Annotated in this window: 19 protein-coding genes; 10 read left to right on the forward strand and 9 right to left on the reverse strand. The window is 66.2% G+C overall.

Features of this window, described 5'->3' with window-relative positions; all coding sequences use genetic code 11:
- Positions 1-39: 39 nt before the first annotated feature.
- From OC373_RS08970 to OC373_RS08985, 4 genes are all read right to left on the reverse strand, one after another.
- Entirely contained in the window at positions 40-909 is an 870-nt protein-coding gene (locus OC373_RS08970; RefSeq protein WP_070427299.1) for a crotonase/enoyl-CoA hydratase family protein, read from the reverse strand.
- A 158-nt stretch (positions 910-1,067) separates the two neighbouring features.
- Positions 1,068-2,744, reverse strand: a complete 1,677-nt coding sequence (locus OC373_RS08975) for a long-chain fatty acid--CoA ligase (RefSeq protein ID WP_261997523.1) — start codon at positions 2,742-2,744, stop codon at positions 1,068-1,070.
- A gap of 199 nt (positions 2,745-2,943) precedes the next feature.
- Positions 2,944-3,609, reverse strand: coding sequence for an AAA family ATPase (locus OC373_RS08980; protein WP_261997524.1), 666 nt, complete (start codon positions 3,607-3,609; stop codon positions 2,944-2,946).
- Positions 3,609-3,980, reverse strand: coding sequence for a type II toxin-antitoxin system prevent-host-death family antitoxin (locus OC373_RS08985; RefSeq protein ID WP_070427301.1), 372 nt, complete (start codon positions 3,978-3,980; stop codon positions 3,609-3,611). Before OC373_RS08985 ends, OC373_RS08980 begins: the two co-directional genes overlap by 1 nt.
- A gap of 184 nt (positions 3,981-4,164) precedes the next feature.
- On the opposite strand from OC373_RS08985, the gene OC373_RS08990 reads away from it, so the two are divergent.
- Positions 4,165-4,470 (forward strand): hypothetical protein, encoded by a 306-nt coding sequence (locus OC373_RS08990; protein ID WP_261997525.1) that lies wholly within the window; start codon positions 4,165-4,167, stop codon positions 4,468-4,470.
- Positions 4,471-4,652: 182 nt separating this feature from the next.
- Here the strand turns inward: OC373_RS08990 and acnA are convergent, their stop codons facing one another.
- Positions 4,653-7,409 carry an aconitate hydratase AcnA gene (acnA, locus tag OC373_RS08995; RefSeq protein ID WP_261997526.1) on the reverse strand — a complete coding sequence of 919 codons (2,757 nt, stop codon included), beginning with the start codon at positions 7,407-7,409 and terminating at the stop codon, positions 4,653-4,655.
- A 284-nt stretch (positions 7,410-7,693) separates the two neighbouring features.
- On the opposite strand from acnA, the gene OC373_RS09000 reads away from it, so the two are divergent.
- From OC373_RS09000 to acnB, 3 genes are read left to right on the forward strand one after another with little or no spacing between them, the layout of a single operon-like run.
- Positions 7,694-7,918, forward strand: a complete 225-nt coding sequence (locus tag OC373_RS09000; RefSeq protein ID WP_019182937.1) for an AbrB/MazE/SpoVT family DNA-binding domain-containing protein — start codon at positions 7,694-7,696, stop codon at positions 7,916-7,918.
- Between the two features lie 7 nt (positions 7,919-7,925).
- Positions 7,926-8,324, forward strand: a complete 399-nt coding sequence (locus OC373_RS09005; RefSeq protein ID WP_019182936.1) for a type II toxin-antitoxin system VapC family toxin — start codon at positions 7,926-7,928, stop codon at positions 8,322-8,324.
- A gap of 49 nt (positions 8,325-8,373) precedes the next feature.
- Positions 8,374-10,959, forward strand: coding sequence for a bifunctional aconitate hydratase 2/2-methylisocitrate dehydratase (gene acnB / locus OC373_RS09010; protein ID WP_070427303.1), 2,586 nt, complete (start codon positions 8,374-8,376; stop codon positions 10,957-10,959).
- Positions 10,960-11,063: 104 nt separating this feature from the next.
- On the opposite strand, the gene OC373_RS09015 is transcribed toward acnB, so the two are convergent.
- Entirely contained in the window at positions 11,064-12,317 is a 1,254-nt protein-coding gene (locus OC373_RS09015; protein ID WP_070427304.1) for a LysR family transcriptional regulator, read from the reverse strand.
- 101 nt (positions 12,318-12,418) lie between these two features.
- Here OC373_RS09015 and OC373_RS09020 point away from each other — a divergent pair, with 101 nt between their 5' ends.
- The 6 genes from OC373_RS09020 (at position 12,419) to OC373_RS09045 (ending at position 18,801) form a co-directional block, all read left to right on the forward strand.
- Positions 12,419-13,090 (forward strand): 4-carboxy-4-hydroxy-2-oxoadipate aldolase/oxaloacetate decarboxylase, encoded by a 672-nt coding sequence (locus OC373_RS09020; RefSeq protein ID WP_261997527.1) that lies wholly within the window; start codon positions 12,419-12,421, stop codon positions 13,088-13,090.
- Positions 13,083-14,138 carry a 4-oxalomesaconate tautomerase gene (locus OC373_RS09025; RefSeq protein ID WP_261997528.1) on the forward strand — a complete coding sequence of 352 codons (1,056 nt, stop codon included), beginning with the start codon at positions 13,083-13,085 and terminating at the stop codon, positions 14,136-14,138. The genes OC373_RS09020 and OC373_RS09025 overlap by 8 nt, the downstream gene beginning before the upstream one ends.
- A gap of 42 nt (positions 14,139-14,180) precedes the next feature.
- The gene (gene dctA / locus OC373_RS09030; RefSeq protein WP_046273429.1) at positions 14,181-15,494 is read left to right on the forward strand and encodes a C4-dicarboxylate transporter DctA; all 1,314 of its coding nucleotides are present in this window, start codon (positions 14,181-14,183) and stop codon (positions 15,492-15,494) included.
- A 76-nt stretch (positions 15,495-15,570) separates the two neighbouring features.
- Positions 15,571-16,866 (forward strand): carbohydrate porin, encoded by a 1,296-nt coding sequence (locus OC373_RS09035; protein ID WP_261997529.1) that lies wholly within the window; start codon positions 15,571-15,573, stop codon positions 16,864-16,866.
- A 23-nt stretch (positions 16,867-16,889) separates the two neighbouring features.
- Positions 16,890-17,912, forward strand: coding sequence for an amidohydrolase family protein (locus tag OC373_RS09040; RefSeq protein WP_261997530.1), 1,023 nt, complete (start codon positions 16,890-16,892; stop codon positions 17,910-17,912).
- A 13-nt stretch (positions 17,913-17,925) separates the two neighbouring features.
- Positions 17,926-18,801, forward strand: coding sequence for an amidohydrolase family protein (locus OC373_RS09045; RefSeq protein ID WP_261997531.1), 876 nt, complete (start codon positions 17,926-17,928; stop codon positions 18,799-18,801).
- A gap of 23 nt (positions 18,802-18,824) precedes the next feature.
- Here OC373_RS09045 and OC373_RS09050 read toward each other — a convergent pair whose 3' ends face one another.
- From OC373_RS09050 to OC373_RS09060, 3 genes are read right to left on the reverse strand one after another with little or no spacing between them, the layout of a single operon-like run.
- On the reverse strand, positions 18,825-19,895 hold the full coding sequence (locus OC373_RS09050; protein WP_070427310.1) for a chemotaxis response regulator protein-glutamate methylesterase: 1,071 nt from the start codon (positions 19,893-19,895) through the stop codon (positions 18,825-18,827).
- Complete coding sequence (gene cheD, locus OC373_RS09055; RefSeq protein ID WP_019182926.1) at positions 19,892-20,488, reverse strand: chemoreceptor glutamine deamidase CheD; 597 nt, start codon at positions 20,486-20,488, stop codon at positions 19,892-19,894. Before cheD ends, OC373_RS09050 begins: the two co-directional genes overlap by 4 nt.
- A complete protein-coding gene (locus tag OC373_RS09060; RefSeq protein WP_019182925.1) occupies positions 20,485-21,345 on the reverse strand; it encodes a CheR family methyltransferase in 861 nt (286 codons plus the stop codon). Before OC373_RS09060 ends, cheD begins: the two co-directional genes overlap by 4 nt.
- Positions 21,346-21,355 lie beyond the last annotated feature (10 nt).

The raw sequence follows: 21,355 nt of genomic DNA on the forward strand, positions 1-21,355 counted from the left end.
GCGGCAGCCGGGCTTGAACAACACAGGGGAGGGGATGGCTCAGGCGACGTCGAGGGTGGCGCGGCGGGTCTGGGCCTTGATCAGGCGGTCCATGGTGCGCAGCGACTTGTCGCCCAGCGCAAGGGCGGAGTCCACCCAGACCTTGGTGATTTCCAGCAGTTCGTCATAGCGCACGGCCTGGGCCAGGTTGCGCGCGGCGTTCATCGCCAGATACGAATGCGGAATGCGCTGGTGCTGGCGGATCAGATCTTCCACGGCCTTGACGCCCTGGCCCTTGGGCACCAGCACATCGACCACGCCCATGGCATGCATCTCTTCGGAGGAATACACGCGGCCGTCGAGGATGATCTTCTCGGCCAGCTGCGGGGCCACGCGCTTGCACAGGAAGGAATAGGCGCCCATGCCCGGGAACAGCCCGAACAGGACTTCCGGCAGGCCCATGCCGCAGCCTTCCTCGGCCACGATGGTGTGGCAGGCCAGCGCCATCTCCAGGCCGCCGCCGAGGGCATCGCCCTGGATCAGCGCGATCGAGCGCACGTCGCCACCGAAGCCGGTGTGCAGGTGGTGCACGCCTTCCACGCAACGCTGCGCATAGGTCAGCAGGCGGTCGCGGTTGCCCTCGCGGATCAGGCGGGTGAACAGGTCCAGATCGCCGCCCAGGTTGTAGGCATTGGCATCGGAGGCGAGCACGAAATGGCGCAGCTTGCCGCTGTTGCGCTCGGCAGGGCTGCGGGTGATCGCGCTCATGAAGTTCCACATTTCATCGAGCATGTCCTTGCGGCAGCACGGGCGGATGCCGCTGGCGGCATCGGCATGCATGAACAGCCAATGGGCATCGTCGTTGCCGGTGGTTTCCGTGCGGATGGTGGCGTAGCGGTGGTTGACGGGCAGCTTTTCAATGGTGCTCATGGCGATTTCCTCGGAGGCTGGCCCGCTGGGAGGACGGTGGGCGGCGGGCCTGACGGGTCCACACGCCGCGATCCTACACCCCCGGCATCTCACGCAATGCAAAAGGCCCCCGCCGTTGCCGGCAGGGGCCCTGTGAAGATGCAGCCGTTGGGGAACCGTTACGGCGCAGGGGTATCGCGCAGTTCGCGGCGCAGGATCTTGCCGACGTTGGTCTTGGGCAGTTCCTTGCGGAACTCCACGATCCGCGGGTGCTTGTAGCCGGTCAGGTTCGCGCGTGCATGTTCCTTGACCATCTCGGCGGTGAGGTTGGGGTCCTTCTTGACGATGACCACCTTGACCACTTCACCGGACTTCTCATCGGGCACGCCGACCGCCGCGACTTCGAGCACGCCGGGCATCATCGCGATGACGTCTTCGACCTCATTGGGGTACACGTTGAAGCCGGACACCAGGATCATGTCCTTCTTGCGGTCCACGATGTAGAAGAAGCCCTGCTCATCCATCCGTGCCATGTCGCCGGTGTGCAGCCAGCCCTCGGCGTCCACCGCCTGAGCGGTATCTTCCGGGCGCTGCCAGTAGCCCTTCATGACCTGCGGGCCCTTGATGCACAGCTCGCCGACTTCGCCGACGGCCAGCGTCTTGCCGGCGTCATCCTTGACGCAGGCATCGGTGGACGGGATCGGCAGGCCGATCGCACCGTTGTACTCGGCCAGGTCGAGCGGGTTGATGCAGGCGGCCGGCGAGGTCTCGGTCAGGCCATAGGCCTCGACCAGGGTGACGCCGGTGACCTTCTTCCAACGCTCGGCGACGGCGCGCTGCACCGCCATGCCGCCGCCCAGGGTGACCTTCAGCGAGGAGAAATCGACCTCGTCGAAGCCCGGCGTGTTGAGCAGGCCGTTGAACAGCGTGTTGACGCCGGTGATCGCGGTGAAGCGGGTCGCCTTGAGCTCCTTGACGAAGCCCTTCATGTCGCGCGGGTTGGTGATCAGGTAGTTGCAGCCACCGAACTTCATGAAGACCAGCCCGTTCGCCGTCAACGCGAAGATGTGGTACAGCGGCAGGGCGGTGATGATCACCTCCCTGCCCATCTCGATCCCCGAGGCGGAGATCCAGGCCGAGGCCTGCTGCATGTTGGCGACCAGGTTGCGATTGGTCAGCATCGCGCCCTTGGCCACGCCGGTGGTGCCGCCGGTGTACTGCAGGAAGGCGACATCGTCGTGGTCGATCTCGACCTTGGGCAGGGTGTGGCGGCTGCCCAGCTTGAGCGCCTGGTTGAAGCGGATCGCGCCGCGCAGGCTGTAGTTGGGCACCATCTTCTTGATGTACTTCAGGACGAAGTTCACCACGATGCCCTTGGCGCCGAGCATGTCGCCCAGGCCGGTGGTCACCACCTGCTTGATCGGGGTGTCGGCAATGACCTGCTGCACGGTGTCGCAGAAGTTGTCCACGACCACCAGCACGGCCGCGCCGGAATCCACCAGCTGGTGCTTGAGCTCGCGGGCGGTGTACAGCGGGTTGACGTTGACCACGGTCAGGCCGGCACGCAGCACGCCGAACGTGGCGATCGGGTACTGCAGGCAGTTGGGCATCATCAGGGCAACGCGGTCGCCCTTCTTGAGCTGCAGCTCACCCAGCAGATAGGCGGCGAACTGTTCGACCAGTGCGTCCGTTTCCCCGTAGGTCAGGACCTTGCCGAAACTGGAGTAGGCGGGGCGGTCGCGGAACTTGGCCACCGAAGTGTCGAAGACGGCGGAGACCGAATGGAACTCGTTGACGTCGATCTCGGCGGGTACGCCTTTGGGATAGCTCTGCAGCCAGGGTCGTTCCAGACTCATATTCCCCCTCCAGGAAACGTGGATGATGTAAAGCGATGACGGAGAGTATCCGTCGTTTCATGCCTCGGCAGCATACCGTCCCGAATGGAAAACGCGAAGGGCCGGTGAACAACGGCGGCAGCGGGGCCGCGGGGCAGGGTGGCCCCGGCGATACATGACGTTTGCAGCCGCATGTGTTCGCTCATCCGTCCATCCCTGCTCATCGCGGCGGCTCGTCAGCGCAGGTGTCGTGGCACTGCAGTGCAGCTTCCAGCACCGGCACGGCCCAGTCGGGTGTCTGCCGCAGTTGGGCGGCGTCATCGGCCGCAGGCCAGGCCAAACGGCCACCGTCCATCTGCAGCACAAGCTGTGGATCGGCAACCGGCTGGCCAGGACCGGCCTCGGCACTGTTGTCGTACACCTGCAGCTGTGCCAGCGCTGGCAGCAGGGCGATCAGGTTCTGCAGCGCCAACGGGTAGCGGCGGTGGATGTCCGCATCGCTGATCGGGTGGCCACCGGCCGCAACGCGTGCGCGCACCCGTGCGATGTGCTGCTGGGGCGAGGCCAGGCCGCAGTACCAGACCAGTACGTCATGCGTGGCGCAGGCCTCGGCCAGGGTCGCGGCGATCGACTGCCCGCCCAGGGTGGTTTCGAAGGCGTGGTTGCGGCGTTCGGCGATGGCAGAGCGAAGCCGGCTGAAGCCTTCCGTCCACGCCCGGCCATTGGCCTCGCGCTGATTCATGCCGAATTCGCGGCACAGCTGGCGGGCCCAGTCGTCGGGATTGAACCAGTCCAGACCCGCTTGGCGGAGCAGATGGCCCCCAATGGAGCTCTTGCCTGCGCCGTTGACCCCTGCCAGCACGAACAGGAAGGGCCGTGCAGGCATCAGTAACCGCTGCCTGCGGCCACCTTGCCCTTGAGGCGTGCCGGCTTGCGCAGCAGCGCGCGCGCCTTGTTGGCGGCCGCGGCGCTGTCCAGCACGGCAAGGCGATCATCGAAGCGCTGACGGAGCTGCTGCAGGGCCGGGGCCTGTTCGCGCAGGGACGCGAGGTCCCGCTGCAACGACACAACCTCGGCCTGCATGGCCTGGTACTGCTGGGCGGACAGAATGACGGCCTGCGGCTCGTTGTGATTGGTGACCAGTACGGCCTGCTGTTCGCGGACGTCCTGCATCACCTTGCGCCAGTGCTCCTTCACCGTCGAGGCGGTGGTGCGGGTCAGCTCGGTGATCGGGTCGAACTTGAGCGCGTGCAGCATGGCGGCGGCTCCCTGGCGGATGGGTCAAGCATACCTCAGCTTGGCTAAATTGTACAAAATATGAAATTTATGAAAGTGATAAGAATTATGAATGTGATGGCCGTCTAGGAGTTCGTCAGTCGGTGTTGAGAGGCGGTGCTTGGTTCGGCACTGTTTGAGAACACAATTCAAGCGGAGCGCGAAAATGTTGAGGCGACTGATCGAAAAGTGGCGCGGGCGCAAGGTCTATAAGTCGTATGGTGAGAAGCCCACGTGGCTGCTCATCCTCTTGTTGACTGCATCTGCGCCCTGCGCGCTCTTCTACGGCGACGTGCTAAAGCAAGCGTGGCCGGCGTACAACAGCGCAGTGGATACGGTGCGTTTTGTTGACTGGGGCGTAAGTGCCTGGCTGCTCACAACGCTGCTGGTGTGGTTGGCCGTGGCGACTTTCCATTTCGGGCAGGTGACTTTGCGCTGTACTACGGTGCTCCGTGAACGCCTGTACCCCTGATTGTTTTGGTTACACGGCCAAAACTAATACGGCAGCCCTCGACATGGCTGCCGTAGTTGCACTGTCGGCGCGGTAGCGCTAGTCGGGAGTAAAACTGAGCGTGTCGCGGATCCGGCCGAGTTGCTATCCCCCCCCTGAGGTTTCAGGGGGGCTTCCACGCCATGATTGCGTTGCTCAGCTTTTTATCGCTTCCCCGCCAACTGACGCAGCACGTACTGCAGCAGGCCGCCGTGCTTGAAGTACTCCACTTCCTTCGGAGTCAGCAGCATCACATGGACCTCGAAGGTCTTCTTCGTGCCATCGGCCTTGGTCGCGGTGAGGGTGGCCGTCTTGCTGGCGCCATCCTCCAGGCCGGTGATGTCGATTACTTCCGAACCATCCAGGCCCAGGCTCTGGGCGTTGTCGCCGTTCTTGAACTGCAGCGGCAGCACGCCCATGCCGACCAGGTTGGAGCGGTGGATGCGCTCGAAGCTCTCGGCGATGACCGCCTTGACGCCCAGCAGGTTGGTGCCCTTGGCCGCCCAGTCGCGCGAGGAGCCGGTGCCGTATTCCTTGCCGGCGAAGACGACCAGCGGGACGCCCTCGGCCTTGTACTTGACCGCCGCATCGTAGATCGCCAGCTTCTGCGGCTCGCCGCCATCCTTCGGGAAGTACAGGGTGTTGCCGCCTTCTTCGCCGCCGAACATCAGGTTCTTGATGCGGATGTTGGCGAAGGTGCCGCGCACCATGACGTCATCGTTGCCGCGGCGGCTGCCGTAGCTGTTGAAATCGGCCGGCTGCACGCCGCGCTCCTGCAGGAAGCGGCCCGCCGGGGAATCCTTCTTGATGTTGCCGGCCGGGGAGATGTGATCGGTGGTGATCGAATCGCCGAACAGGCCCATCACCCGCGCCCCGTGCACGTCGTCGATGTGGCCGACGTCCATGGTCATGCCTTCGAAGTAGGGCGGGTTCTTGATGTAGGTCGAGCTGCCGTCCCACTCATACAGATCGCCATCGGGCGACTTGATGGTGTTCCAGCGGGTGTCGCCCTTGAACACGTCGGCATAGTTCTTCTTGAACATCTCCGGCCCGATGGTCGCGGCAATCACATCGCCGATTTCCTTGTTGCTCGGCCAGATATCGCGCAGGTACACCGGCTGCCCATCGCTGCCCGTGCCCAGCGGCTCGGTGGTCAGGTCGATGTCGGTGGTGCCGGCGATGGCGTAGGCGACGACCAGCGGCGGGCTGGCCAGGTAGTTCATTTTGACTTCCGGGTGCACGCGGCCTTCGAAGTTGCGGTTGCCCGACAGCACCGAGGCCACGACCAGGTCACCGGCGGCAATGCCGGCACTGACTTCGGTCGGCAGGGGGCCGGAGTTGCCGATGCAGGTGGTACAGCCGTAGCCGACCACGTAGAAGCCGACCTTCTCCAGCTCGGTCAGCACACCGGCTTTTTCCAGGTAATCGGTGACCACGCGCGAGCCTGGGCCGAGCGAGGTCTTGACCCACGGCTTGCGGTCCAGGCCCTTGGCCGCCGCGTTGCGGGCGAGCAGGCCGGCACCGATCATCACCGCCGGGTTGGAGGTGTTGGTGCACGAGGTGATCGCGGCGATGACCACCGCGCCATCCTTCAGCCGGAATTTCTGGCCATCCAGTTCGACATCGCTGTAACCCTTGGCCAGCTGTTCGTTGCCGACCGCCGCGCCGCCACCTTCGTTGACGAACTTGGCGACATCATCGTTGCGCTTGTCGCGGTTGGTGGTCAGGCCGACGAGGTTCTCGCGGTAGTTCTGCTTGACGTCTTCCAGCAGCACGCGGTCCTGCGGGCGCTTCGGGCCGGCCAGCGACGGCTTGACCTGGCCCATGTCCAGTTCCAGCGTGGCGCTGTAGCTGGCGTGCGCGGTGTTGGCGTCATGCCACAGGCCCTGGGCCTTGGCATAGGCTTCCACCAGCGCGATCTGCTCCTCGCTGCGGCCGGACAGGCGCAGGTAGGTCAGTGATTCTTCATCGATCGGGAAGATGCCGCAGGTGGCGCCGTACTCCGGGGCCATGTTGCCGATCGTGGCACGGTCGGCCAGCGGCAGGTGCTGCAGGCCTTCGCCGAAGAACTCCACGAACTTGCCGACCACGCCGTGCTTGCGCAGCATCTGGGTGACGGTCAGCACCAGATCGGTGGCGGTGGCGCCTTCGGGCATGCGGCCGGTCAGCTTGAAGCCGACCACCTGCGGGATCAGCATCGACGATGGCTGGCCCAGCATCGCCGCTTCCGCTTCGATACCGCCCACGCCCCAGCCGAGCACGCCGATGCCATTGATCATGGTGGTGTGGCTGTCGGTGCCGAACACGGTGTCCGGGTACGCAACGGCCTTGCCATCCTTGTCTGCAGTCATCACCACGCGGGCCAGGTTTTCCAGATTCACCTGGTGGACGATGCCGGTGTTGGGCGGCACCACCTTGAAATTATCGAAGGCCTTCTGGCCCCAGCGCAGGAAGCCGTAGCGTTCCTGGTTGCGCTGGAATTCGATCTTGCCGTTGAGATCCAGCGCATCGGGCGTACCGAACACATCGACCTGCACCGAGTGATCGATCACCAGCTCGGAGGGGATCTGCGGGTTGATCTGCTCCGGGCGTCCGCCGAGCTTGACCACGGCATCACGCATCGCGGCCAGATCGACCACGCAGGGCACGCCGGTGAAATCCTGCAGCACAACGCGCGCGGGCATGAACGCGATCTCGATGTCCGGTTCGGCCTTGGGGTCCCACTGGGCGACGGCCTGGATGTGGTCCTTGCCGACGGTGACGCCGCCATCCTCGTGCCGGAGCAGGTTCTCCAGCAGGATCTTCATCGAGTAGGGCAGGTGGGAGATGTCGAACGTCTGTCCGAGCTTGGGCAGGCTGAAGTAGTCGTAGGTGGTGCCGCCGACGTCCAGCTGGCTGCGGGTGGAGAACGAATCGCTCATTGCAGATGACTCCTCTTGCGGATGGCTTGCGTTGGCCCGCCCGAGGCAGACCTGCTTGCGTTCGCCGCTGACCGGTGGGCCCGCGATCGTTCTGAGTATGAACGATTCAGGGCGGCGCCCACCTGCGGCAGTTGGTCTCAGGCTACATGGAGATATGTATCCCTCATGTCACGGATGAGACAGATCCTTTCTGTGCCAAGGGTCTTGGCGGCCAGATCAGTACTCCAGTGGAAGTATGCCCCCGGAAGTATGTATAATTTGTGCATACTTTGGAGGGCGTACCGATGGAAGCTACCGTTGCAGAACGCGGGCAGATCACCTTGCCCAAGGCGGTCCGTGATGCGCTTGGCCTGACCAAGGGCACCCAGCTGAAGGTGGAGCTCGAGGGCAGCCGCATCATCCTGCGCAAGAGCGTGGACGATGCGATCTCCCGTGCCCGCGGCAAGTTCGCGCTGGATGGTTTCGATTCGGCCGAAGCGGCCGTGCGCGCGGTCCGCGACGAGGAATGAGCGCGTGATGATCGCCGTGGATTCACCGGTGCTGATCGAGCTGCTCAGCAATGGCCCGCAGGCCGATGCGGTCGAAGCGGGCCTGCGCCAGAGCCTGGTCGGCGGGCGCGTGGTGATCTGCGGGGTGACCCTCGCCGAGATCTGCGCGTCGCTGCGCGGCGGCGCCGAAGTGCAGGAGGCGCTGGAGGAAATGGGCGTCCACTTCAGTCCGCTGGAGGCCAAATCCGCATTGCGCGCCGGTGAGATGCACCGCCGGCACCGGCAGCGGGGCGCCAAGCCACGCGGGCTGGACGAATTCATGGTCGGGTCGCATGCACTGCTGCAGTGCGATGGCCTGATCACCTGGAACGACACGTTTTACCGCGACTACTTCAAGGGCCTGAAGCTGATCGTGCCGCACGCCTGAGCCCATACTTTTAAACCGCATTCTTTCAAAGAATCACCCGGGAGTTGTCATGTTGGAAGCCTACCGCCACCACGTAGCCGAGCGCGCCGCGCTTGGCATCCCGCCGCTGCCGCTGAGCGCCCAGCAGACGGCCGACGTCATCGAGCTGCTGAAGAACCCGCCGGCGGGCGAAGCCGAGTTCCTGCTGGAACTGCTGACCCACCGCGTGCCGGCCGGCGTCGATGACGCCGCCAAGGTCAAGGCCTCGTACCTGGCCGCGATCGCGCTGGGCAGCGAAGTCAATCCGCTGATCACGCGCGAGCGCGCCACCGAACTGCTGGGCACCATGCTCGGTGGTTACAACGTCGCCCCGCTGGTGCAGCTGCTGGACGACGCCACCGTCGGCGCGATCGCCGCCGATGCGCTGAAGAACACCCTGCTGGTGTTCGATGCCTTCCACGATGTGCAGGAAAAGGCCAAGGCCGGCAATGCGAACGCCCAAGGCGTGCTGCAGAGCTGGGCCGATGCGGAGTGGTTCACCAGCCGCCCGCAGGTGCCCGAGAGCCTGACCATCACCGTGCTCAAGGTGACCGGCGAAACCAATACCGATGACCTGTCGCCGGCCCCGGATGCCACCACCCGCCCGGACATCCCGCTGCACGCCCTGGCGATGCTGAAGAACAAGCGTGATGGCATCGAGCCGGAAGAAGACGGCAAGCGCGGTCCGGTCAAGTTCATCGAATCGCTGAAGGACAAGGGCCACCTGGTCGCCTACGTGGGCGACGTGGTCGGTACCGGTTCGAGCCGCAAGTCGGCCACCAACTCGGTGCTGTGGTTCACTGGCGAAGATATTCCGTTCATTCCGAACAAGCGCTTCGGCGGCGTGTGCCTGGGCTCGAAGATCGCGCCGATCTTCTACAACACGATGGAAGACGCCGGCGCCCTGCCGATCGAACTCGACGTGTCGCAGATGAACATGGGCGATGTGATCGAGCTGCGCCCGTACGACGGCAAGGCGCTGAAAGACGGCGCCGTCATCGCCGAGTTCAAGGTCAAGTCCGACGTGCTGTTCGACGAAGTGCGCGCCGGTGGCCGCATTCCGCTGATCATCGGCCGCGGCCTGACCGCCAAGGCGCGTGAAGCGCTGGGCCTGGCCCCGACCGATCTGTTCCGCCTGCCGATGGACCCGCCGGATACCGGCAAGGGCTTCTCGCTGGCGCAGAAGATGGTCGGCCGCGCCTGTGGCCTGCCGGAAGGCAAGGGCATGCGCCCGGGCACCTACTGCGAACCGAAGATGACCTCGGTGGGCTCGCAGGACACCACCGGCCCGATGACCCGTGACGAGCTGAAGGATCTGGCCTGCCTGGGCTTCTCGGCCGACCTGGTGATGCAGTCGTTCTGCCACACCGCCGCGTACCCGAAGCCGGTGGACGTCAAGACCCACCACACCCTGCCGGAGTTCATCTCCACCCGTGGCGGCATCTCGCTGCGCCCGGGCGACGGCGTGATCCACAGCTGGCTCAACCGCATGCTGCTGCCCGACACCGTCGGCACCGGCGGCGACTCGCACACCCGTTTCCCGGTGGGCATTTCGTTCCCGGCCGGCTCGGGCCTGGTGGCCTTCGCGGCCGCCACCGGCGTGATGCCGCTGGACATGCCCGAATCGGTGCTGGTCCGCTTCAAGGGCACGATGCAGCCGGGCGTGACCCTGCGTGACCTGGTCAACGCGATCCCGCTGTACGCGATCAAGTCCGGCCTGCTGACCGTGGCCAAGGCCGGCAAGAAGAACATCTTCTCCGGTCGCATCCTGGAAATCGAGGGTCTGCCGGATCTGAAGGTCGAGCAGGCGTTCGAACTCTCCGATGCCTCGGCCGAGCGTTCGGCGGCCGGTTGCTCGGTGCACCTGAACAAGGAGCCGATCATCGAGTACCTCACCAGCAACATCACGCTGCTGAAGTGGATGATTGCCGAGGGTTACCAGGACGCCCGTTCGCTGGCGCGCCGCATCGAGAAGATGGAAGCCTGGCTGGCCAACCCGGAGCTGCTGGAGCCGGATGCCGACGCCGAGTACGCCGCCGTCATCGAGATCGACCTGGCCGACATCCACGAGCCGATCGTGGCCTGCCCGAACGATCCGGACGACGTCAAGACGCTGTCCGACGTCGCCGGTGCGGCGATCGACGAAGTGTTCATCGGTTCGTGCATGACCAACATCGGTCACTTCCGTGCGGCGGCCAAGCTGCTGGAAGGCAAGCGCGACATCCCGACCAAGCTGTGGGTCGCCCCGCCGACCAAGATGGATGCTTCGGAGCTGACCAAGGAAGGCCATTACGGCACCTTCGGCACCGCCGGTGCCCGCATGGAAATGCCGGGCTGCTCGCTGTGCATGGGCAACCAGGCGCAGGTGCGCGAGGGCGCGACGGTGTTCTCCACCTCGACCCGCAACTTCCCGAACCGCCTGGGCCGCAACTCCAACGTGTACCTGGGCTCGGCCGAGCTGGCCGCGATCTGCTCGCGCCTGGGTCGCATCCCGACCAAGGAAGAGTACATGGCCGACATCGGCGTGCTGGATGCCAGCAGCAAGGACATCTACCGCTACATGAACTTCGACCAGATCGAGGACTATCAGGACGTGGCCGGTACGGTTGCTGCCTGATCCGACGCCGGGCGCTGCCCGGCTTCGGTAACCCATCGGTCACTGGCCGATGGATGAAACACGAAAACACCCGGCGCGAGCCGGGTGTTTTTTCATGTGCACGATCAGGTCGCTGGAAACCGGAACGGCCAGGCGTCGTCGGTCACCTCGTTGCGCTCGGCACAGACCTGGCGGAACGTTTCCACGAACGCCTGCTGCAGCCGGGTGGGGTGCCAATCGGCGCGGGTGGTGAGGCCGATGCGGCGGCGCAGGTCATCACCGGCCCGCCCGACCTCGCAGAGCAGGCCGGCGCGACGTTCGAACACGAACTGATCGCGCGACATCAAGGTGAGCCAATCATCTTCGAGCAGCAGGCCGCGCGTGATCAACACCGAACCACACTCGATGCGTAGCCGCGGCGGTTCGTGGCCGTGCTGCCGGAACATGTGTTCCCAGCGCGCCCGCACCGGTGCGCCGGTCGCGGCGATCACCCACGGGTAGTCCAGCAGCCGGGCAAAGCCGAAGCCCTTGGTCGCGGCCAGGGGGTGGCCGCTGCGCGCGACAATGACCGGGTCGTCGTCGAACAGCCCTTCCTGGGCGATATCGCGCACCGGCAGCCTGTCGCGCATCGCGCCGATCAACAGGTCCAGGCTGCCCTCGCGCAGATCGCCCAGCAGTTCCGCGTAGGGGCCTTCGATCACGTTCACCGTGGCGCCCGGATAGGCCCGCGCGAAGCGTGCCAGTACCTGGGGCAGCAGGATCGCCCGCGCCAGCGGCATGACCCCCAGCGAAACCCGGCCGCCCTGCTGCGAGCGCAGCGAGGCGAGTTCATCGATGCCGGCGCCGAGTTCGGACAGGGCCAGCCGGACCAGGCGCAGCATGCGCGTCGCCGCCGGCGTCGGTTGCACGGTCTTGCCTCGGCGCACGGTCAGCGGTGTTTCGATCACCTCGGACAACTCGTGCACCGCACGGTAGATCGCGGGCTGCGACACGCCCGCGCGACTGGCGGCCAGGGTGAAGCTGCCGGCCGTATCCACCGCCGCCAGGGCGCGCAGCTGGCCCAGGGTGACGCGGCGTTCGACAGCCGGCATCGCCGGCAGCCGCTGTGCGCGACGGGCCACGCGGACCCCGTGCGTGATGTAGTCCAGCGCGCGTTCGATGCGGGGGACCAGCAGGTCGGCCGCCTCGGTGGGCGACATGCCACCGGGCTGCCGGTCGAACAGCGGCGCATCCAACTGTTTCTCCAGCCGCGCGATGGCCTGGGTCAGGGCCGGCTGGGACAGGTTCACGTGCGGAGCGGCGGCGCTGATGCCGCCGTGGTGGTAGACGGCGGCAAGGGCGTGCAGATGCTTGAGATTCAGATCCATAGGGCTGCTCATGGATCAACTATAACCAAAACCAATGGCTGTTTCGAAAAACGATCTTGAGGGGGCAGACCGGGCGACGACAGACTGCGTCATCGTCAACGAAGGATGGATGGATGTCCCGCGTAGTCTCTTCTATCGAACGCGCTGCTCCGGCGGCGATCCAGGTGCTGGCAGAGGCCGGTGTCGCCACCGCGCACGAAGCGCAGGGCCGCAGCGGCCTGCTGCATCCACGGCTGCGCCCGATCTACAGCGGCGTCCGCATCGCCGGCAGCGCGGTCACTGTGTCGGTGCCGCCGGGCGACAACTGGATGATGCACGTGGCGATCGAACAGCTGCGCGAGGGCGATGTACTGGTGGTCGCGCCCACCAGTGATTGCACGGACGGCTACTTCGGCGATCTGCTGGCGACCTCGGCCCAGGTGCGCGGCTGCCGCGGGCTGGTGATCGATGCTGGCGTGCGCGACGTGGGTGACCTCACCGCGATGGGCTTTCCGGTCTGGAGCCGCGCGGTCCACGCACAGGGCACGGTCAAGGAAACGCTGGGTTCGGTGAATGTGCCGGTGGTCTGCGGCGGGGCGCTGGTCCAGCCGGGCGACGTGGTGATCGCAGACGATGACGGCGTCTGCATCGTGCCGCGTGCCGATGCAGACCGGGTAGCCGCCGACGCACGGGCGCGCGAGGCGCGCGAGGCCGACAAGCGCGAACGCCTGGCCAAGGGCGAGCTCGGCCTGGACCTCTACCAGATGCGTGAGCGCCTGGCGGCCAAGGGCCTGCGCTATGAGTAAGGGCGTGCGCGCGATGTGGATGCGCGGTGGCACCTCCAAGGGCGGGTTTTTCCTCGCGTCGGAGCTGCCCGCCGCGCCGGCCGCGCGTGATGCCTTCCTGCTGCGTGCGTTCGGTTCGCCCGATCCGCGCCAGATCGATGGCATGGGCGGCGGCGATCCGTTGACCTCCAAGGTCGCCGTCGTGGCGCCTTCCAGTCGCGCCGATGCCGACGTGGAGTACCTGTTCCTGCAGGTCTTCGTGGACCAGGCCGTGGTGAGCGATGCGCAGAACTGCGGCAACATGCTGGCTGCGGTCGGCCCGTTCGCGATCGAGCGCGGGCTGGTTGCCGCCACCACGGATCAGACCGAGGTGCGCATCTTCATGTGCAACACCGGTACGCTCGCGGTGGCCAGCGTACAGACGCCGCAGGGCAAGGTGGCCTATGACGGTGAGGCACGTATCGACGGCGTGCCCGGTCGCGCCGCGCCGGTGCCACTGGCCTTCGCCGATATCGCCGGGTCCAGCTGCGGCGCACTGCTGCCGACCGGCCATGCCGTGGATGCGATCGATGGCGTGCAGGTGACGCTGATCGACAACGGCATGCCGTGCGTGGTGCTGCGTGCCGGCGATGTCGGGATCAGCGGGCATGAGGACCGCGCTACGCTGGATGCGGACGAGGCGCTCAAGGCACGGCTGGAGGCCATCCGCCTGCAGGCCGGCCCGTTGATGCGGCTGGGCGATGTCAGTGCCCAGTCGGTGCCAAAGATGATGCTGGTGGCCGCGCCCCGCGCGGGCGGGGCGATCAGCGTCCGTTCCTTCATTCCGCACCGCTGCCACGCCTCCATCGGCGTGCTCGGGGCAGTGACGGTCGCCACCGCCTGCCTGCTGCCGGACTCACCCGCGCACGCCCTGGCGGTGCTGCCCGGCGGCCTGCACCAGACGCTGGAGATCGAACACCCCAGCGGCAGCACCGCGGCCGTGCTTGATCTGGATGCGGCCGGGCAGGTGTCCCGCGCCGCCGTACTGCGCACTGCGCGGAAGCTCTTCGACGGCGTGCTGTTCGACTGAATACGCACGACGTCCTTATTCTTGTGACCTGGGAGGGTTGATATGACCGTTGTAGAGAAGCGGCCGAGCCGCTTCGGCATTGTTGGCCAGCTCTGGTTCCAGGTGCTGGCCGGTACGCTGATCGGTGTGTTGTTGGGGTGGCTGCAGCCAGACATCGGCTCGGCGATGAAACCCTTCGGCGACGCCTTCATCAAGCTGATCCGGATGATGATCGGTCCGATCATCTTCGTCACGGTGGTGCATGGCATCGCCGGCATGCGCGACATGCGCAGCGTGGGCCGCCTGGCCTTGAAGTCGCTGATCTACTTCGAAGTCATCACTATCCTGGCGCTGATCGTGGGCCTGGTCGTGGTCGATGTCTGGAAGCCCGGCGCCGGCATGAACATCGACCCGGCCACGATCGACATGGCCAGCATCCAGGGCTACGTGCACAGTGCGCACGACCAGTCGATCGTGTCCTACATCATGGCGATCATCCCCAATACGCTGGTCAGCGCCTTCACCGAAGCGCATGTGCTGCAGGTGCTGTTCGTGGCGGTGCTATTCGGCGTGGCGCTGGCCTCGATCGGCGAGCGCGGCGCGCCGGTGATGAAGGTGATCGAGTCGACCTCGGGCGCGCTGTTCAAGATCATCGGCTACATCATGTACTTCGCCCCGATCGGTGCGTTTGGTGCGATCGCCTTCACCGTCGGCCAGTTCGGCGCGGGTTCGCTGCTGTCGCTGGGCGAGCTGATCATCGAGTTCTTCGTGGTCTGCGGGCTGTTCACCGTGCTGGTGCTGGGCAGCGTGTGCTGGTGGACCGGCGCCAGCCTGTGGCGGCTGCTGGGCTATCTGCGCGATGAGATCGTGATCGTCGCGGCGACCACCTCCACCGAAACGGTGCTGCCGCGCCTGATCGAGAAGATGAAGAAGCTGGGCTGCGAGGAAGGCGTGGTCGGTTTCGTGATCCCCGCCGGTTACTCGTTCAACCTGGATGGCACCTGCCTGTACCTGACCACCGTGGCGCTGTTCCTGGCCCAGGCGACCAACACCGAACTGACCGTGTGGCACCAGCTGGGCCTGATCGCGGTGCTGCTGCTGACCTCCAAAGGCGCGGCCGGCGTGGCCGGTGCGGCATTCGTGGTGCTGGCGGCGACGCTGGGCACGACCGGCACCATTCCGGTGGCGAGCATCGCGTTGATCCTGGGCATCCACCGGATCCTGGCCGAGGGGCTGACCTTCGTGAACCTGATCGGCAATGCGATCGCGGTGCTGGTCATCGCCAAGTGGGAAGGCAAGCTGGATGAGAAGGTGCTGGCCGAGCAGATCGGCACCCGCCGCCTGCGCCGCCGCGTGCTGACCGCCGCCACGGTCTGATCCTCCCGCCGCGGCGCTGCCGCGGCCTCCCGACATCCATCCGTTGCGCGGCTCCGGCCGCGCACAGGAGGCGCTTGTGTCCCGTTTCTCCCGCAACACCCTTTCCCTGCTGGTGGCTGCCAGCCTGGCGGCGCCGGCGTTCGCCGCGTCCTCTGCAACCCAGGGCGGTCTGCCTGATGGCGTCGATCTCACGCTGGACCTGGTCGGCAACGTCGCCTCCAATCCGGTCGGCGGTGTCGAGCAGGGCACCGAAGGCTCGTACTGGGTGATGGCCCAGTCCAAGCTGGATCTGGACACGCTGTGGGGTATCCACAACACCGAGGTCGACGCGCAGTGGGCCTGGTTCGCCGGTCGCAACCTGGCACGCGAGAAGATCGGCAATTCGATCAGTGCCCAGCAGACCTGGCGGCCGGTGGCCGGCGGGCGCCTGACCCGCCTGACCCTGCGCCACCGCTTCGACAACGGCCTGAGCATCATCGCCGGGCGCGCCCCGGTGAACAGCTACTTCAACAGCTCCGCGCTCAACTGCGTGTTCATGAGCAACGCGATGTGCCTGACCCCGTATGGGGCGATCACCGACCTGGGCATCACCGCCTACCCGAACGCGTCCTGGGCCGGGATCGTGCGCTACGACGTGAACGAGCGCTGGTATGCGCAGGCCGGCGCGTTCGACTACAACAACGAGTTGAACAAGGCTGGCAAGAACGGCCTGGACTTTTCGGTGGGCGAGGGCACCGGCACCATCACCGCCTATGAAGTGGGTTACCAGACCAGCTTCGCCAATGACCGCCTGCCACGGACCTACCGGCTGGGCATGTACCGCAACAGCGATGGGGGCAAGAGCTCCTACTACGACGCCGACGGCAACTCCGCGGCGCTGACCGGCAGACCGACCGCCGTGCAGGACGGTGCGCGGGCGGGCGGGTATGCGATGGCCGACCAGACCGTCTGGCGTGGCGAAGGCAAGCGCAACCTCGCACTGTTCGCACGGGCATACGTGAACACGGGCAACGAAGCGCCGATCGATACCTTCTTCTCGGCCGGCTTCGTCAAGACCGGTACGTTCGCCGGCCGCGAGCAGGACACGCTGGCGATGTTCGTCTCCAACACCCATTTCAGCGATGAACAGATCGACTTCCTGCGCGACCGGCGCACCCGAAATGGCGGTAGCGGCGCGCCACACGCGGACGAAATCATCGCCGAACTCAGCTACGGCTGGGCCGTGCACAAGGGGATCCGCGTGATGCCCAACCTGCAGTACGTCATCAACCCCGACCCCATCTACGCGCCGACCCGCACCACCGACATCCCCGATGCGCTGATCGTCGGGCTGCGCGTGGACATCCACTTCGCCCAGCTGTTCGGCTGGTGATTCCTCCCCCACGAGGCCCTTGCATGATCATCGACTGCCACGGTCACTACACGACCGCCCCCGCCAGCCACGACGCCTTTCGTAAACAGCAGATCGCGCACTACAACGATCCTTCGCTGCCTGTGCCGGTCTATCCGGACATCAGCGATGCGGAACTGCGCCAGAGCGTGGAGAGCAACCAGCTGCGCCTGCTGCGCGAGCGCGGTGCGGACATGACCATCTTTTCCCCCCGCGCCAGCACGATGGCCCACCACATCGGCGATGAACGGGTCAGCGCCGAGTGGACCCGCCGCTGCAACGACCTGATCGCCCGCGTGGTGGCGCTCTATCCGGAAACCTTCATCGGCGTGTGCCAGCTGCCGCAGTCGCCTGGCGTACCGATCGCCCACTCCATTGCCGAGCTGGAGCGCTGCGTCAACGAACTCGGCTTCGTCGGCTGCAACCTCAACCCCGACCCGTCCGGCGGACACTGGACCGGCCTGCCGCTGACCGACCGCGCCTGGTATCCGTTCTTCGAGAAAATGGTGGAACTGGACGTGCCGGCGATGGTGCACGTCTCGGGCAGCTGCAACGCCAATTTCCATGCCACCGGCGCGCACTACCTCAATGCCGATACCACGGCGTTCATGCAGTTCCTGCAGGGCGACCTGTTCCGTGACTTCCCCGACCTGCGCTTCATCATCCCGCATGGCGGCGGCGCGGTGCCCTACCACTGGGGGCGCTTCCGCGGGCTGGCCGACATGCTGGGCAAGCCGCCGCTGAACGCGCACGTCATGAAGAACGTGTTCTTCGATACCTGCGTCTATCATCAGCCGGGCATCGATCTGCTGTTCAAGGTCATCGACATCGACAACATCCTGTTCGGCTCGGAAATGGTGGGCGCGGTGCGGGGCATTGACCCGGAGACCGGGCAGTTCTTCGACGACACGCTGCGCTACGTGAACGCGCTGGGCCTGTCCGAAGGCGACCGTTACAAGGTTTGCGAAGGCAACGCGCGGCGCGTCTATCCGCGCCTGGATGCACAGCTGAAGGCAAGGGGTCTGTGAAATGACGAGGTTCGTGAAAGACGCTGACTGGCTGGATTTCTGCCCGGACCCGAGCGTGCCCGGTTTCGTGCCGCCGCCCGGGGCGGTGGATGCGCATTGCCACGTGTTCGGCCCGGGCGACAGGTTTCCGTATGCCCCCGAGCGCAAGTACACCCCGTGCGATGCAGGCAAGGACCAGCTGTTCGCGCTGCGCGACCGGCTGGGTTTCGAGCGCAACGTGATCGTACAGGCCACCTGCCACGGCGCCGACAACAGCGCCCTGGTCGACGCCCTGCGCAGCGCGGAAGGCCGCGCCCGTGGCGTAGCGACCGTGCGCGATAGTGTGACCGATGCAGAGCTGCAAGCGCTGCACGAAGCTGGCGTGCGCGGGGTCCGCTTCAACTTCGTCAAGCGGCTGGTCGACCCCAAGCCGGATGCCTACTACCGCGCGATCATCGAGCGCATCGCGCCGCTGGGCTGGCACGTGGTCGTCTACTTCGAGGCGGCCGACCTGGCCGAGCGCTGGGATTTCTTCACCTCGCTGCCGACCACCGTGGTGGTGGACCATATGGGCCGCCCGGACGTCACCCAACCCGTGGATGGCCCGGCGTTCCAGCAGTTCGTGCGGCTGATGGCCGAGCACCCGAATGTGTGGAGCAAGGTGAGCTGCCCGGAGCGTCTGTCACGGAGCGGCCCGCCGACCTACGACGACGTGGTGCCGTTCGCCCGGCATCTGGTGGAGCGCTTCCCCGATCGCGTGCTGTGGGGCACGGACTGGCCGCACCCGAACCTGAAATCGCATATGCCCGATGACGGCACGCTGGTGGATGTCATTCCGCGGATCGCGTTGACCGCCGAGCTGCAGCGCAAGCTGCTGGTGGACAACCCGATGCGGTTGTACTGGGCATAGGGCCAGCGGGCGGTCCGCCGCGGTCAGCTGCGCGCCAACGCCATCAAGCGCTCGGCGATCCGCTCCAGCGGCACCATTTCCTCGGCCGCGCCGATCCTCACCGCGCTGCCCGGCATGCCCCAGACCACGCTGGTGGCCTCGTCCTGCACCAGGGTCGGGGCGCCGGCGTTGCGCAGGTCCAGCAGGCCGCGGGCGCCGTCGTCGCCCATGCCGGTCAGGATGGCGCCGATGGCGTTGGCCCCGGCACTTTCGGCCACCGAGCGGAACAGCACATCGACCGCCGGCTTGTGGCGGTTGATCGGGGGGCCATCGTCGATCCGGCAGCGCCAGCGGGCACCGTCGCGGATCACGCGCAGGTGCTTGCCGCCAGGGGGCAGGTAGGCGTGGCCGGGCAGCACCGCTTCACCGTCAGTGGCCTCGCGCACCGACATCGCCGAATGGCGGTCCAGGCGCTCGGCGAAGGGCGTGCTGAACTGCGCCGGCAGGTGCTGGGTCATCACCACCGCCGGGGCGTCTGCCGGCAGGCCCTCCAGCACCACGCGCAGGGCTTCGGTACCCCCGGCCGAGGCACCAATGGCGATCAGGCGGTCGGTGGTGCGGAACTGGATGGAGCGGGGCACGGCCACGGGCGCAACCGCATCGAGCGTGATGCGTGGCGGGTTCGGCCGCGACAGGGGCCGCACGCGCGAGCGCGCGGCCATCTTGACCTTGGCGATGATCTCCTCGGCGTAGCCCTGCAGGCCGCGGGCGACGTCGAGCTTGGGCTTGGAGACGAAGTCCACCGCGCCCAGCGCCAGTGCCTGCAGGGTGGTGTCGGCACCGCGCTCGGTCAGCGAGGAAATCATCACCACCGGCAGGGGGTGCAGGCGCATCAGGTTTTCCAGGAAGGCCAGCCCGTCCATGCGCGGCATTTCCACGTCCAGCGTGATCACATCCGGCGCCAGGCGCTTGATCTTCTCGCGCGCCAGCAGCGGATCGGCCGCGGTGCCGACCACCTCGATACCGGGATCGCTGGCGAGGATCTCGCTGAGCATCTGGCGCACGACCGCCGAGTCGTCGACGATCAGGACCTTGCAGGGCACACCGTGGCTCATTCGAACAGCTCCACGCCACCGGTGACGGGGGCTTTGGACAGGCGGGCGCGCACGGCCGATTCGGTCGCGGCCACTTCGGCTTCGTGGGCGTGCGGCAGTCGCTGCACCACCACGCGCCCGGTATCGGCGAAGAACCACACCTTGCGCGGGTGGATGCCGCACAGGTCCTCGGCGATGATCGGGATGTGCTCGGCCTGCAGGTACTGGCGGACGAACTCGGCGTTGCGGGTGCCGACCGGATTGCTGGTGAATCCCTTGAGCACGTTGGCACCGCCGAACACTTTGGCCTCCAGGCGCTTGCGGTGGGCGCCGCGCTTGAGCAGGTCGTTGATCAGCAGTTCCATGGCATAGCTGCCGTAGCGTGCAGGTGCGCCATCACCGACGTTGCCCTCGGGCAGCAGGAAGTGGTTCATCCCGCCGATCTTGAGCACCGGGTCGCGCAGGCAGGCGGCCACGCAGGAGCCCAGGGTGGTGGTCAACGCGGTGGCGTCGTCCACGGCCAGGTACTGGGTCGGCAGCAGCTTGGCCGCGGTGACCTGGAAGCGGCTGTCGAAGTACCGCATCACCTCGTCGTTGCGGATCGGCAGACTCATGCCGGCGCTCCCGGCGCGCGTTTGTACAGCGTGCGGCCACAGGGCTGGATCAGGTCGGCGGCGTGCAGGTAGTTCTCCGAGTGGCCGGTATAGAGCAGGCCGTCATCGCCCATGTGCTGGATGAGCCGCGAGAGGATGCCGCGCTGGGTGGGTTTGTCGAAGTAGATCATCACGTTGCGGCAGAACAGGGCATCGAACGGGCCGCCAACGTCGTAACGGGTGGCGAGCAGGTTGAGCGGGCGGTAGTCGATCAGGTCGCGCAGCGCGGGGTTGACCCGGCAGTGACCTTCGTTGGGACCGGTGCCGCGCTGGAAGTAGCGCTTGCGGATCGCAGGATCCAGCCCGGCAACGCGGTCGATCGCGTAGACGCCACGGCTGGCGGTGGCCAGCACCTGGGTGTCCACGTCGGTGGCCAGGATGCGCACCGGCGGCTTGAGCGTGCCGAACGTCTCGCAGGCGGTGATCGCCATCGAGTAGGGCTCCTCACCGGTGGAGGCCGCGCACGACCACAGCTGCAGCGTGCCCTGGCCGGCGCGCAGGCGCAGTTCCTCGGCCAGCTTCTCGAAGTGGTGCGGCTCGCGGAAGAAGGCGGTCAGGTTGGTGGTGAGCGCATTGGTGAACGCCTGCCATTCGTCGCCGCCGTGGGCTTCAAGCTGATCCAGGTACTCGCTGAAACTGCGCATGCCCAGCGCCCGCAGCCGGCGCGACAACCGGCCGTAGACCATGTCGCGCTTGGCCGGCGCCAGCGAAATGCCGACCCGCTGATAGATCAGTTCGCAGACGCGGCGGAAGTCGCGGTCGGCGAACTCGAATTCGCGAGCGTTCGGTGAAGCGGCGTTGGCGGGGGGCGTGGACACGGGCGGACTC

Source organism: Stenotrophomonas sp. Ste96 (assembly GCF_024519495.1).
Lineage (GTDB): Bacteria > Pseudomonadota > Gammaproteobacteria > Xanthomonadales > Xanthomonadaceae > Stenotrophomonas > Stenotrophomonas bentonitica_A.

What these genes read in the sequence shown, in the direction of transcription:
- OC373_RS09005 (WP_019182936.1), top strand. Translation starts at nt 7,926, where the DNA reads ATGATCGCCGTGGATTCACCGGTGCTGATCGAGCTGCTCAGCAATGGC.
- OC373_RS08990 (WP_261997525.1), top strand. Translation starts at nt 4,165, where the DNA reads ATGTTGAGGCGACTGATCGAAAAGTGGCGCGGGCGCAAGGTCTATAAG.
- OC373_RS08970 (WP_070427299.1), bottom strand. Translation starts at nt 909, where the DNA reads ATGAGCACCATTGAAAAGCTGCCCGTCAACCACCGCTACGCCACCATC.
- OC373_RS09040 (WP_261997530.1), top strand. Translation starts at nt 16,890, where the DNA reads ATGATCATCGACTGCCACGGTCACTACACGACCGCCCCCGCCAGCCAC.
- acnB (WP_070427303.1), top strand. Translation starts at nt 8,374, where the DNA reads ATGTTGGAAGCCTACCGCCACCACGTAGCCGAGCGCGCCGCGCTTGGC.
- OC373_RS09015 (WP_070427304.1), bottom strand. Translation starts at nt 12,317, where the DNA reads ATGAGCAGCCCTATGGATCTGAATCTCAAGCATCTGCACGCCCTTGCC.
- OC373_RS08975 (WP_261997523.1), bottom strand. Translation starts at nt 2,744, where the DNA reads ATGAGTCTGGAACGACCCTGGCTGCAGAGCTATCCCAAAGGCGTACCC.
- dctA (WP_046273429.1), top strand. Translation starts at nt 14,181, where the DNA reads ATGACCGTTGTAGAGAAGCGGCCGAGCCGCTTCGGCATTGTTGGCCAG.
- OC373_RS09000 (WP_019182937.1), top strand. Translation starts at nt 7,694, where the DNA reads ATGGAAGCTACCGTTGCAGAACGCGGGCAGATCACCTTGCCCAAGGCG.
- OC373_RS09020 (WP_261997527.1), top strand. Translation starts at nt 12,419, where the DNA reads ATGTCCCGCGTAGTCTCTTCTATCGAACGCGCTGCTCCGGCGGCGATC.
- OC373_RS08980 (WP_261997524.1), bottom strand. Translation starts at nt 3,609, where the DNA reads ATGCCTGCACGGCCCTTCCTGTTCGTGCTGGCAGGGGTCAACGGCGCA.
- OC373_RS09050 (WP_070427310.1), bottom strand. Translation starts at nt 19,895, where the DNA reads ATGAGCCACGGTGTGCCCTGCAAGGTCCTGATCGTCGACGACTCGGCG.
- cheD (WP_019182926.1), bottom strand. Translation starts at nt 20,488, where the DNA reads ATGAGTCTGCCGATCCGCAACGACGAGGTGATGCGGTACTTCGACAGC.
- OC373_RS09025 (WP_261997528.1), top strand. Translation starts at nt 13,083, where the DNA reads ATGAGTAAGGGCGTGCGCGCGATGTGGATGCGCGGTGGCACCTCCAAG.
- acnA (WP_261997526.1), bottom strand. Translation starts at nt 7,409, where the DNA reads ATGAGCGATTCGTTCTCCACCCGCAGCCAGCTGGACGTCGGCGGCACC.
- OC373_RS08985 (WP_070427301.1), bottom strand. Translation starts at nt 3,980, where the DNA reads ATGCTGCACGCGCTCAAGTTCGACCCGATCACCGAGCTGACCCGCACC.